Source organism: Nocardia shimofusensis NBRC 100134 (assembly GCF_001613125.1).
In the GTDB taxonomy this organism is placed as follows: Bacteria; Actinomycetota; Actinomycetes; order Mycobacteriales; family Mycobacteriaceae; genus Nocardia; species Nocardia shimofusensis.
In genome coordinates this window covers 1-11,825 of the sequence record NZ_BDBT01000025.1, presented here as the reverse complement: position 1 = coordinate 11,825, position 11,825 = coordinate 1, and the positions used below count along the sequence as shown (strand labels likewise).

The window sequence follows — 11,825 nt, the reverse complement described above, 5'->3', positions numbered from 1 at the left end:
CGACCCGCGGTGGGCCGCCCGAGTATGGGGCGGCCCACCGCCTCGTAAGAGCAAGAGGAATCATGACCGAACGTCTCATCGTTGGGCGCGACGGTGTGCGCATCAACGTCCGGGAGCTGGGAGCCGGCCGGCCTGTGCTGCTCATCCACGGCTGGAGCCTGAGCAGTGCAGCCTGGGACCGCCAGATCCGGGTGCTCGCCGAGGCCGGCTACCGGGTGCTCGCCATGGATCTGCGAGGGCACGGCGGCTCGGATGCCCCGCTGGACGGCTACGAGATCGGCTCGCTGACCGCCGATGCCGCCGACGTGCTGGCCACCTCCGAAGTGACGGGGGCCGCGGTGGTGGGCTGGTCGCTGGGCGGGATGGTCGGGTTGCGGCTCGCGCACGACCGCCCTGATCTGGTGGATCGGCTCGTCCTGGTGGCCTCGAACGGTGTCGCGGCTTCCCGCACCGAGTCCTTCCCGTTCGGGGTGCCCGCAGACGGCCCGCTGACCGCCATTCTCGCGGCTGAGCACGACGACCGGATCGCCCTGCGGCGCAGCGCCGTCGGCGATCCGTTCAAGAGCGCTCCCAGTCCGCAGCTGCTCGACTGGTTGCACCGCATGTCGCTGCGCACCCCGAGCTGGGCGGCCCGCGCCGCCATGCGGACGCTGCTGTGCACCGACCAGGTGCACCTCCTCGATGGCGTGCGGGTTCCGGTGACCCAGATCATCGGTACCGCCGACCCGGCGCTCTCGGTCCGCGGCGCTCGCTGGCTGCACGAGCGGCTCGCGACCACGCTGGTCGAGCTCGACACCGGTCACTACCCGATGCTGGAGGCTCCCGACGAGTTCGACGCAGCCCTGCTGCGGGCGCTCGGCGGGGGCGCCGCCTGATCAGTGCTGCCGGCGGCGCCGCCGAATCCGTCAGCGGCCCTCGAAGTTCGGGGCTCGTTTCCCGGCGAACGCCGCCACGCCTTCCCGGAAGTCGCGGGCATCGACAAGCCTGGTCTGCTCCTGGACCTCGCTTTCGAACGCGGCCTCCAGTTGGGGGAGCAGGGCCGTGTTGAGGCTGCGCTTGGTCGCCGCGAACGCCGCGGTGGGGCCGTCGGCCAGGCGCAGCGCGAGTTCGGCCACGCGGCCGATCACGGCTTCGTCGGCCACGACCTCGTCCACCATGCCCCAGCCGAGCGCCGTCTCCGCGCCGACGCGCTCGGCGAGCAGCGCCAACCGAGTGGCCCGGCCCAGCCCGATCCGGGCGCCGAGCAGTGCCGAGGCGCCCGCGTCGAGCGTCAGCCCGACCTTGGCGAAGGCCAGCGTGAAAGAGGCCGATCGGGCCGCGACGATCTGGTCGCAGGCCAGTGCCAAGGAGCAGCCTGCCCCGACGGCGGCACCGTTGACGGCGGCTATCACCGGTTTCGGCATGGTGCGGATCGCGCGCACGGCGGGGTTGTAGCGCATTCGCAGTTCCTCCTCGGTGCGAGGGGACAAGCGAGTTCCCGGCGTCAGCTCGTCCAGCGCCAGATCCGCTCCAGCCGAGAACGCCCGGCCCGCGCCGGTGATGACTACGCAGCGCACCGAATCGTCCTCCGCCACCTGGTCGACGGCTTCGCGCAACTGCTGTTGCAACGCGAGATCGAATGCGTTCAACGCGTGCGGCCGGGCGAGGATCAATGCGGTTGCCCCACCCGAGCGCCGATTTTCGAGGACCTCTGTCCTGGAAATCAATTCCCATTCCTTCATGCCGCGGAATGATAGTTCATACATGGTGTATATATGACATGTTCGACCGATGGGAAAATGGTTCACAGGCTGCGGCGGCAGAAGTGATTGACATAACATCTGAACACTATGTATGGTGCTCGTCATGTTTCATATTCTCCCTGGTCTCGCGGCCTATGTCGTTGCGGGCGAGGTAACTCTGGCACCCGGCGACCGTGCGGAGGCCGAGCAGTGACCACCACCGAAACGGCATCCGCGACGAGTGCGCGGCAATCGGATATCCGAGCAGACGTAGAACTCGCCCGAGGCGCATTCGCGAGCGGGAGGACCCGTCCGCTGTCTTGGCGAATCGCCCAATTGGAGGGCTTGCTGCGTTTCATCGACGAAAGCGAGTCCGAAATCGCGGCGGCAATCGCCGACGATCTCGGGCGCAGCCCGATGGCGACGTTCATGGCCGATATCGGTCCGGTGCGGCATGAGATCCGGCACACGCTGTCGCGGCTGGCTGGGTGGGTGCGCCCCACGCCTGTGCGGGTGAGCGCCGCGACGGCGCCGGGCAAGGCCTGGTCGCTGCCGGAACCGAAGGGCACCGTGCTGATCCTCGGCACCTGGAACTTCCCGCTTCTGCTGACGGTCCAGCCACTGGCGAGCGCACTGGCGGCGGGCAATACCGTGGTACTCAAGCCGTCCGATCTCGCGAACGCGACAGGCGCGCTGCTGGCGCGGCTGCTGCCGCGCTACGTCGATCCGGAAGCTGTGCGGGTGGTGCTCGGGGACGGGAAGGTCAATCGCGTGCTGCTCGAACAGCGCTTCGACCATATCTTCTTCACCGGATCCACCGCGGTCGGCAAGGCCGTGATGACCGCTGCCGCACAGCACCTGACCCCGGTGACACTCGAGCTGGGCGGCAAGAGCCCGGTAATCGTCACTGCGGACGCCGACATCGAGGTGGCGGCCCGCCGGATCGCCTGGGCCAAGTCGATCAACGCGGGCCAGACCTGCATCGCCCCCGACTACGTCCTCGTGGAGGACGCCGTCCGGCCGAAGCTGGTCGAACGGCTGCTCGCCGAACTGCCCGCGCACGGCGCGAACGACACCACCCACATCGTCAACGAACGCCACCTCGAACGGCTCGCCGGTGCGCTGACCGGCCACGGCGGCGAGCAGTTCGGCGGCGCGATCGATCGCGACAAGCTCACCGTCGCCCCGGCGCTGGTGACCGATCCCGATCCGGAGTCCGAGCTCATGCGCGAGGAGATCTTCGGGCCCATCCTCCCGCTGCTGTCGGTCGCCAGCGTGCGCGACGCCGTGGACTTCGTGAATCAGCGGCCCAAACCGCTCGCCCTCTACCTGTTCACGTCTTCGCGCGAGACCGAGCGCACGGTGCTGGAGCAAACCTCCTCGGGCGCGGTCGTGGTCAACCATCTGCTGTATCACTTGCTGGTCCCGGAGCTGCCCTTCGGCGGTGTCGGCGACTCAGGCCTGGGCAGCTACCACGGCAAACACGGCTTCGACACCTTCAGTCACCACAAGGCCGTCCTGCGCAAGCCGGCCCGGCCCGACCCGTCGGCCGCCTACCCGCCCTACGGCCGCGGGATGCAGAAGGTGCTGCGCCGACTCATGGGCTGATCGCCCCCGATCGACATCGTTGACTCCGATCTGCCCACAGGAGGTGTGCAGTGAGTATTTCCGTATCCGGAGGGCCGGCGCAGCGCGTCTACGGTTCCCTCGCGGACCGCGTGTTGCGCAGTCTCGCAACGCTGGGCAGATCGGCGCGCCTCGGCGCCGATGTGGCCCGCTTCTCGATTTCCGACACCCTCGCCCGGCGTCTGCCGGTCGGGGAGGTGATCGAACAGATGTGGAAGTTGTTCAAGGTCACGGCGCTGCCCGCGCTGCTGATGGCAGTGCCGATCGGCGCCGAGGTCTCGGTGCAGGTCGGCGGCGTCATGGACCAGGTGGGCGCCAACTCGCTGGCCGGCGCGGCCAGCGGTCTCGGCGTGGTGAGCCAGGGCGCGCCGATGGCGGCCGGGCTGTTGATGAGCGGCGCCGCCGCCTCCACCATCGCCTCCGACCTCAGCGCCCGCGCCATCCGGGAGGAGATCGACGCCATGCGCGTGATGGGCGTGAATCCCATTCAGCGTCTTGTGGTTCCGCGCTTCATCGCGATGGTGGCGATCGCGCCCGCGCTGTGCATCCTGATCATCGCCGCAGGTGTCGCCGCGGGGCTGATCATCTCGACCAATGTCAACGGCGTGGTGCCCGCCAGCTTCTGGCAGTCCTTCGGCGCTTTCGCCACCCCCCTCGACCTGCTGTTCTCGGTGCTCAAGGCGCTGCTGTTCGCGGTCATCGTGGTAACCATCGCCAGCCTGCGCGGGTTGGAGGCCTCCGGCGGCCCGAAGGGGGTGGCCAACGCGGTGAACGCCTCGGTGGTGCTCAGTGTGTTCTGCATCTTCATGACCAATCTGGCCGTGAGCCAGCTGCAGAACATGTTCTTCCCGGCGAGGCTGGCATGAGCGTGCAGCGGGTCGTGATGAACTCGGCGGCCGGCGCGCTGCTCGAGCTCGGCCAGATCGCCGCGTTCACCTGGAAGACCCTGGTGAACTTACCCAAGACGGTGCGCCACTATTCCAAGCAGACCCTCAAGACCATGAACGACATGGCCTGGGGCAGCGGCTCGCTGATCGTCGACGGCGGGGTGCTGAGCCTGATGTTCTTCCTCGGCGTCGCGGTCGGCGCGGTCGTGGCGATCCAGGCGTTCATGGCGTTCGACCTGCTCGGGTTCGGGGCACTGACCGGCATCATCGGCTCGTTCGGCAATATCCGGGTGATCGCGCCGATCATCACCGGCATCGGGTTCGCCGCCCAGGCGGGCTGCCGGATGACCGCCGAGATCGGGGCCATGCGGATCTCCGAGGAGATCGACGCCACCGAATCCATGGGCCTGCAGGCGATTCCGTTTGTGGTCGGCACCCGCCTGGTCGGCGGCATGCTGGTGGTTCTGCCGGGCTACCTGATGGCGATGGTGGTCAGTTTCATCACGGGCGGTCTCATCATCAAATACGCCTACGGGCAGCCCGCGGGCACCTACGACCACTACTTCGCCCAATTCGTGAACATCGGCGACCTGGCCGCCTCGGTAGGCAAAGCACTGATCTTCTGCGCCGTGGTCACCATGATCCACTGCTATTACGGCTATTTCGCCTCCGGCGGCCCCGCAGGCGTCGGCATCGCCTCCGGCCGCGCGATCCGCGCCAGCCTGGTCGCGATCGTCGTCCTGAACTTTCTGATGACCGTAGCCATCTGGGGCCTGAACCCGGAACTTCCATTCAGGGGATGAGCATGGCCAAACACATCAATCAAGATTTCGTGCGCGGTGACAGCGATCGTCAGCTGCGCGTACTGGCCCTCTGCGGGAGCGCGGCGGCGCTCGCCGTGTTGCTGGCGGTGGTGGCCGGCTCCTGGGCCTACACCCAGCTGACCGCATCGCATGGGATCCGGCTGCAATTGGTGGTGCCCGCGTTGGGCCCGGGCGTGGAGTCCGGCTCCAAGGTGCTGGTGCGCGGTGCCGCCGTCGGCGAGGTCACCGAGGTCACCGCTGTCGGCTCCGGCGCGGTGCATGTCGCGCTGGTGCTCGACGACGAGCTCGGTGCCATCCTGACCGACAGCCTCGACGTCGATTTCCGGCCCGAGAACTACTTCGGTGTCTCGGCAGTGAATCTCATCGAGCGTCCCGGCGGCAAAGCCCTCACCGACGGCCGCGTGCTGCACCGCACAACGGCCCCGGACTTCACCATGTCGACCATGCTGGAACAGGTCTCGCTGGTGGTCGACGGCACTCTCACGTCCAGCATGATCGCCACGTTGGACGAGGTCATGCGCTACGCCAACGGACTGGCGCCGCTGATCCGCGCCGGCATCATCGTGGCCGAGCAGATGTCGAAGACCCAGCAACACCTGCCCACGGAACTGCTGTTGCGCGCCAACGACGTGCTGGTCCAGCTGCCTGCCTTCGGCCGGGGTGCCGCCGACGCGCTCTACGCCATCTACCTCAGCGCCTACAACCAGCGACCCGACGGCAGCACAGGGGTGGACGACGCTTTCATGACGGAGACCGATCAGGCGCTGGAACTGGCTGCCTCGGATCTGTTCGGGCTGGCCGGCTCGCTGCTGGCCTCGCATGATGCGGAACTGACTCCGCTGGTCAGCGCTGCGGACGAGGTGGTCGCACCACTGCCCGGCCTGCTCGGCGATGGCCGGCTGGGCGAGCTGAACACCGTGATCGACCGGCTGGAGTCGGCCTTCACCGGCACGGCGGAGCAGCGGACCCTGCAGTTGCGGCTGGTGCTGGACGACGTGCCGGCGCTGGCCGGGCCGCTGGCTCAACTGGGTGCGTTTCCCACACCGGCGCAGGCGGTCCGCTGATGGCCACTGGACGCGGACTGATCTGGGCCGCAACGAAACTGGTTGCCGTCGCGGTGGTGACGGTGCTGCTCTTCGTGATCGTGCTGAACGCCATGCGCAATCCTGTCGAGCAGGCCACCCGCGGGTACACCGCGGATTTCGCCGACGTCTCCGGCCTGCGGGTCAACGGCGATGTCCGGTTGAAGGGCCTGCGCATCGGTAAGGTGACCGGCGTCGAACTGATCCCGGAGGGCGACGGCACGGCGGCGCGGGTGAGCTTCTCCATGGACACCGGGTACGAACTCACCGACACCACGACCTTGGCGATCAAGTACCAGAACCTCACCGGTGCACGCTTCGTCGACGTGGAGTTCAGCGAGCGGCCGGGGAACCGGGTCGACCATCTGACCACCGCGGCGACGCGGCCGTCGTTCGACATCACCGCGCTGTTCAACGGCCTGCAACCGGTGCTGTCGACGATGAACACCGAGCAGATCAACGCCTTCGCAGAAAACGCCATCGCGGTACTGCAAGGTGACGGCGGCGGTCTGGCTCCGATGTTGGACAGCGCGCAGCAACTGGCAGCCTACGCACAGGACCGAAATCAGCTGATCGCCACGCTGACCACGAACGTCGCGCGGATCGCCGACACCATGGGTGGACGCTCCGAGTACGTCCTCGAGTTCCTGAAGGCCATGAGCCTGCCGATCAGCAACGCCATGACAGTGCTCGACGAATTCCCGAAGACCGCGGTAACCGGCCCCGCGCTGGTCGAGCCGATCGAACGGCTGCTCGCGGCCCTGGGATTCCGCCCCGACCTGGACGTCGATGTCCTGATCACGCGGGCGTTCGCCTCGATCACCGAGGCGGTCGATTCGTTTCGGCTGATGCCCGGCGCGTTGGCAGGACTGCAGCTCGCCCACCGCCCGGAGAACACGCATTGCAGCAATGGGCAGGCCCAGCTGCCGCCCGATATCCAGATCCTGCTCAACGGTAGTGAGGTCGTGCTGTGCAACGCGAAATGACAAGACGACGGCGATTGCGGGACCGTGCGCACGCCGTCTGGCACAACGATGTGCTGCTCGGGACCGCCGTCGTCGGCGCCACCCTGGTGGTCGTCGCGGCCTTCGCCGGGCTCTACCTGCGCCCGCCGGGGCAGCAGACCATCACCTTCGAGACCACCGACGCCTCGGCCATCGAGACCGGGCAGGATGTCCGGGTGGCCGGGATCAGCGTCGGCAAGGTCTCCGACGTGTCCATCGGTACGGGCACCGTGACCGTGCAGGCCCGGATCGATGACATTGTCCGAGTCGGCGACCAGTCGCGCATCGAGGTCAGGATGCTGACGCCGGTCGGCGGTTACGCGGTGACCCTGATCCCGCTCGGCTCGCGCAGCGAGCGCGCTGCCACCATCCCGGTGGAACGAGTCGCGGTGCCGTACTCGATCGGGGATGTCCTGCAGAGTTCGCCGTCGGTCACCGACGAGGTCGACGCCGCGACGATGAACGCCAACCTGCGTCAGGTCGCCCAAGCGCTGCAAGGGAATTCGACCTCGCTGGGCACCATCATCGACGGCATGAACGCGGTCACCGAGGTGCTCGACCAGCAACGGTCGCAGATCCACCAGGTCGCCGCGCTGGCTGCGGAATACCTGCAGACCTTCAACGTCAATCGCGGCTTCGTCTTCGAGCTGATCGGCAAGATCGACACCGTTCTCGCCACCTATCACAACAATTCGGCAGGCTTCAACTACGCCTACGAGCTGCTCGGCAGCGCGCTGTCGCGACTGCAGCCACTGGAGGCGTACTACCTCGAGCACTCCGACGAGGTCGACGCCCACATCCGCAATCTGCAGGGGCTGGTGGCGGAGCTGCAGCAGCACCTCGGTCCCGCCATCGACAATCTGGCCGGGTTGCGCGCGCAACTCGAGCAGTGGCTCACGCCCACAGGCATGGCCGAGTTCGGCGGGGGTGTGCTCACCACGTCGCTGTGTATTCCGATTCCGGGACGGGAGTGCTGAGATGCCGATCTCGAAGAAGAGCGCAGTGGTGACGCTGGCCCTCGCCGCGACCGCCTTGATCGCGACCGCCGCGGTTGTGCGGCAGGTGGGCCCCGCGGACGCCGCAGGCGCCGAGCCCGCCGGAGGGGGTGAGGGCTTCTGCGTCGATATGCCCGATGCCATCGGGCTCTATCCTGGTAACCCCGTCACCCAGATGGGTTTTCGGGTCGGAACGGTGAGCGCGGTGCGACAGCGCGGCGATCATGTCCGAGTCGAATTCGCACTGGACGAGGGCCGCCGCTATCCGGCCGACGTTCAGGTGGTGACCCGGTCGAAGTCACTGCTCGCCGACCGCAGCATGGAACTGGTCGGCAACTACACCGCGGGCCCCTCCCTACGCCCCGGCAGTTGCGTGCCACGCGAGCGGGCGCACACCCCCAAGAGCATCTCCGAGATCACCGGCTCTGCCGCCGACTTCATCGATGCGCTCTCCGCCGCAGGAGACGGCAGCGTGCAAGGCTCGATCGCCGGGCTGAACACCGCCCTCGACGGCACCGGCGCCGCCATGCACGCGATGCTGACCCACGCCGCCGCAGCGGCGAACAGCCCGGACCAGGTCACCGCCGACCTCGGTTCGGCGATCATGAACATGGCCCCGCTCACCGCGGACGCGCTGCGAGACTGGGACCGGATCGACTCGATCCTGGACCGGATGCCGGAGATCGCTGCCCAGGGCACCGAACTGTTCGACTACGTCGCCCGCTTCGACCGCGGAATCGGCTGGCTGGTCGCGGTGATCTACGACATCCAGCGCCGCTACGGCGACCAGCTGTGGCCGCTGATGCACGGCCCGGTCGCCGACGTGATCGCCCTGGCCGCCACCAGGGCGCCGGATCTGGCGCAGTTGTACGGCACCATTCCCGCGGTCGCGACCGCGATGAGCTACCAGCAGCAGACCGGCGGAGGGATTTCGGTGCCGTACCAGCCGCCGTCCGTTCCGGTCGACCCCGCGGTGTGTGACCTGCTCGGCCCACAGTGCGTACAGAACGAATTCGCCCCGGGCACCGTCAATCTACTGTCCCTGATCGTGCGGAGGCCGTCGTGAGAACTTTCCGATCGAGCCAGGTGCGGTGCCGGTCGGTGGTCGCCGCGGGCCTCGCGTTCGCGTTGTCGGTCACGGGATGCTCGCTGAGCCCCGACGACCTGCCCTCGGTGCGCTCCGGCGTGCACGCCGACTACAGCGTCACCATCCGGTTCGAGAACGTGATGAATCTGCCGGCCGGCGCGGACGTGCTGCTCGACGGTCTCCGGGTCGGGCAGGTCCAGGGTCTCACCGCGACTCCGGACGGCATCGATGTCATGGTCGGGCTCGCCGCCGACACCCGAGTGGCCGCCGACGCCGGCGCCATCATCCGGCAGAACACCCTGCTCGGCGACACCTACATAGCGCTGATCCCGAACTCCGATCCACGCTCGGAGCAGGGCTTCCTCGGTGCGGGCAGCACGGTGCCACTGGAGCGCACCACCTCGCCGCCGCAGTTGGAGGACACCATCGCGGTGCTGGCCTACTTCGTCAACGGCGGCAGCATCCAGAAGATGCAGGACACCATGGCCACCCTGAACCGGACCATGCCCGAGCTGGAGGACGTTCGGCGGATGGCGGGAACCGTCGCACTGGACATGGCCGATCTGGCTGAAGGCACCGCGGAACTGGATCGCCTGCTGAACGGGGTGAACGACACCGCGACCGCGGTGAACGACCGGAGCGCCGAATGGCAGGCGGTCTTCGGTGAGCAGGGCACCTACTACTGGCACAATGTCGCGCGGGCCGTTGTCGCGCACATCAGCACCCTGCTGCCCTCGGTCGGCTCCATCTTCGAAGGCGGCCTGTGGCTGACCCCGATGCTGAACTCGCTGGCCGACACGGCGGAATCCGGGCGCGGGATCTGGGACGACGCCCCGGCGACCACAGTGCGGGTCAACAACTTCCTACGCACCACGTTGCTGCCGTTCGCGCAACGCCCCGCCGTGAACGTCACCTCGGTCGGCACCGGCTCCGGCGATGAACTGATCGGTGACGTCACCTCCATCCTGCGTCTGCTGGGAGCTGTCCGATGATCACCCGCACCCGTGTCTCGATCGTTGCCATGACGGTCCTGACCGCCCTGTCCCTGCTCTATATCCAACGGGTGGGGCTGGAGGTGGACCGCTTCCGGGAGATGCGCACGGCCAGCATGCTCGTGCCGGACACCAACGGCATACTGGTCGGCTCCCGGATACTGCTTCGTGGTGTGCCGATCGGCAAGGTGACCGGCATCGAACTGGAGCCGAATGGTGTTCGAATCGCCTTGCGCTACAACGGCTCCGACCCCATCCCGGCGGCCAGCTGGTTCCGGATCGACAATCTCTCCGCGCTCGGCGAGTCCTATGTCTCGGTACTGCCGGACACCGCGGCCGGTCCTTTTCTGGCCGACGGCGCGCAGGTCGACGCGGACCGCGTCGCGGTGCCGACGACCTTCAAGGAACTCTCCGCCCGGCTCGCGCACCTGCTCCAGCAGGTCGATCCGGATCAGGTGCAGCAGATCTTCCGCACGCTCGATGTCGGCCTGCCCGAGGGAGTCCAGGTGGTTGGTGATCTGAACCGGGCGGGCACCCTGCTCGCCGCCGAATTCACCCAGCAGACCGACAATCTCGTGACACTGCTCAGCACGTTGCAACCGCTGCTCATGCGCACCGGCGAGGTCCCGGCGAGCCTGGCCGCCACCAGCCCGCAGCTACCGGGCTTCGGCACCGGCTTCCAGGATCTGCTCAATTCGGTGCGCGACGCGATGCGCCGCGGGCCGCTGCTGGAAGGAATCCGGGACGGCGCCAGCCCCCTGTTCGGTGAACTGCAGAAGTTCCTCGACCTCACCGCCGCGGATCTCGGCGTCATCGGCGTCAATCTGCTGCCCGCCGCGCAATCCGGCGGTGCCGCGCTGCGCACCGTCGACCTCGGCGGCCTGCTGGGCCGGGCGCTGGACGCCACCGACCCGGCAGGCGCCGTCACCGTACACATCCCCACCCCGAAGTGAACACCCCTAACGGAAGGAACAGGTTGATGCCAGAGAAGTCATCGGCCACCGCGGCCGCCGAGCAGGACACCGCGATCGAACAGCGCACCGCGACCACGCTGGCGACACGGCGGAGCGTGCCCTCCCGCACTGTTCTCACCGGGGTGGCCATCGTGGTCGTGGCCGCGGTGATCGCGGCGCTGAGCCGGCAGTGGTACTCCGCTGCCGGCGAACTGGAACGCAGGGACGCGGCCGCCGCAGACCACCGCAGGGCCGAACAAGTCGCCCTCGACTACGCCACCGGCGCCGCGCAGATGAGCTTCGAGAACACCCAGGAGTGGCGCGGCAGGCTGACCGCCAACACCACGCCCGAACTCACCGCCCGCCTGACCCAGGCGGCCACCTCGATGGAGCAGCTGATCGGCCCGATGCAGTGGTCCTCCAGCGCCCGGCCGATCGCGGCGAAGGTGGAGTCCGATTCCAACGGGGTCTATCGGGTCGTCTGCTTCGTCGACGTGCTCACCAAGAACGTGCAGGCGCCCGACGGCGTCCAGTCCACTGCCACCTACAAGCTCGACATCGACAGCGGCCGGAACTGGGCCATCACCGAGATCAGCGGAATCGATTCCGCGCTCGGTGGCGGCGCGCCGCGTTGATCGGTTCGTGTCGGTTCTC

The 11,825-nt window shown here is 67.9% G+C and carries 12 protein-coding genes; 11 read left to right on the top strand and 1 reads right to left on the bottom strand.

Features of this window, described 5'->3' with window-relative positions; translation table 11 throughout:
* The first annotated feature begins 62 nt into the window (after positions 1-62).
* Positions 63-875 (top strand): alpha/beta fold hydrolase, encoded by an 813-nt coding sequence (locus NS3_RS21295; RefSeq protein WP_067862523.1) that lies wholly within the window; start codon positions 63-65, stop codon positions 873-875.
* A gap of 30 nt (positions 876-905) precedes the next feature.
* On the opposite strand, the gene NS3_RS21290 is transcribed toward NS3_RS21295, so the two are convergent.
* Positions 906-1,847 (bottom strand): enoyl-CoA hydratase-related protein, encoded by a 942-nt coding sequence (locus NS3_RS21290; protein ID WP_245649733.1) that lies wholly within the window; start codon positions 1,845-1,847, stop codon positions 906-908.
* Between the two features lie 84 nt (positions 1,848-1,931).
* Between NS3_RS21290 and NS3_RS21285 the strand changes: the two genes are divergently transcribed.
* From NS3_RS21285 to NS3_RS21240, 10 genes are read left to right on the top strand one after another with little or no spacing between them, the layout of a single operon-like run.
* On the top strand, positions 1,932-3,329 hold the full coding sequence (locus NS3_RS21285; protein WP_067862521.1) for an aldehyde dehydrogenase family protein: 1,398 nt from the start codon (positions 1,932-1,934) through the stop codon (positions 3,327-3,329).
* A 56-nt stretch (positions 3,330-3,385) separates the two neighbouring features.
* Positions 3,386-4,213 (top strand): MlaE family ABC transporter permease, encoded by an 828-nt coding sequence (locus NS3_RS21280; RefSeq protein ID WP_245649742.1) that lies wholly within the window; start codon positions 3,386-3,388, stop codon positions 4,211-4,213.
* On the top strand, positions 4,210-5,037 hold the full coding sequence (locus NS3_RS21275) for an MlaE family ABC transporter permease (protein ID WP_067862517.1): 828 nt from the start codon (positions 4,210-4,212) through the stop codon (positions 5,035-5,037). The genes NS3_RS21280 and NS3_RS21275 overlap by 4 nt, the downstream gene beginning before the upstream one ends.
* Positions 5,034-6,122, top strand: coding sequence for an MlaD family protein (locus NS3_RS21270; RefSeq protein ID WP_245649732.1), 1,089 nt, complete (start codon positions 5,034-5,036; stop codon positions 6,120-6,122). The genes NS3_RS21275 and NS3_RS21270 overlap by 4 nt, the downstream gene beginning before the upstream one ends.
* Positions 6,122-7,126 (top strand): MlaD family protein, encoded by a 1,005-nt coding sequence (locus tag NS3_RS21265; RefSeq protein WP_067862514.1) that lies wholly within the window; start codon positions 6,122-6,124, stop codon positions 7,124-7,126. Before NS3_RS21270 ends, NS3_RS21265 begins: the two co-directional genes overlap by 1 nt.
* Positions 7,123-8,121: an MlaD family protein gene (locus NS3_RS21260; RefSeq protein WP_067862512.1), complete on the top strand. Its 999-nt coding sequence runs from the start codon at positions 7,123-7,125 to the stop codon at positions 8,119-8,121. The genes NS3_RS21265 and NS3_RS21260 overlap by 4 nt, the downstream gene beginning before the upstream one ends.
* A 1-nt stretch (position 8,122) precedes the next feature.
* Positions 8,123-9,205, top strand: coding sequence for an MlaD family protein (locus NS3_RS21255; protein ID WP_067862510.1), 1,083 nt, complete (start codon positions 8,123-8,125; stop codon positions 9,203-9,205).
* A complete protein-coding gene (locus NS3_RS21250; RefSeq protein WP_245649731.1) occupies positions 9,202-10,218 on the top strand; it encodes an MlaD family protein in 1,017 nt (338 codons plus the stop codon). The genes NS3_RS21255 and NS3_RS21250 overlap by 4 nt, the downstream gene beginning before the upstream one ends.
* Positions 10,215-11,171, top strand: coding sequence for an MlaD family protein (locus NS3_RS21245; RefSeq protein ID WP_067862506.1), 957 nt, complete (start codon positions 10,215-10,217; stop codon positions 11,169-11,171). Before NS3_RS21250 ends, NS3_RS21245 begins: the two co-directional genes overlap by 4 nt.
* A 26-nt stretch (positions 11,172-11,197) precedes the next feature.
* On the top strand, positions 11,198-11,806 hold the full coding sequence (locus NS3_RS21240; RefSeq protein WP_245649730.1) for a hypothetical protein: 609 nt from the start codon (positions 11,198-11,200) through the stop codon (positions 11,804-11,806).
* Positions 11,807-11,825: the final 19 nt, after the last annotated feature.

Excerpts from the sequence above, each read along its gene's own strand:
- NS3_RS21295 (WP_067862523.1), top strand. The coding sequence starts at position 63 with ATGACCGAACGTCTCATCGTTGGGCGCGACGGTGTGCGCATCAACGTC.
- NS3_RS21290 (WP_245649733.1), bottom strand. The coding sequence starts at position 1,847 with ATGACGAGCACCATACATAGTGTTCAGATGTTATGTCAATCACTTCTG.
- NS3_RS21275 (WP_067862517.1), top strand. The coding sequence starts at position 4,210 with ATGAGCGTGCAGCGGGTCGTGATGAACTCGGCGGCCGGCGCGCTGCTC.
- NS3_RS21270 (WP_245649732.1), top strand. The coding sequence starts at position 5,034 with ATGAGCATGGCCAAACACATCAATCAAGATTTCGTGCGCGGTGACAGC.
- NS3_RS21265 (WP_067862514.1), top strand. The coding sequence starts at position 6,122 with ATGGCCACTGGACGCGGACTGATCTGGGCCGCAACGAAACTGGTTGCC.
- NS3_RS21260 (WP_067862512.1), top strand. The coding sequence starts at position 7,123 with ATGACAAGACGACGGCGATTGCGGGACCGTGCGCACGCCGTCTGGCAC.
- NS3_RS21255 (WP_067862510.1), top strand. The coding sequence starts at position 8,123 with ATGCCGATCTCGAAGAAGAGCGCAGTGGTGACGCTGGCCCTCGCCGCG.
- NS3_RS21245 (WP_067862506.1), top strand. The coding sequence starts at position 10,215 with ATGATCACCCGCACCCGTGTCTCGATCGTTGCCATGACGGTCCTGACC.
- NS3_RS21240 (WP_245649730.1), top strand. The coding sequence starts at position 11,198 with ATGCCAGAGAAGTCATCGGCCACCGCGGCCGCCGAGCAGGACACCGCG.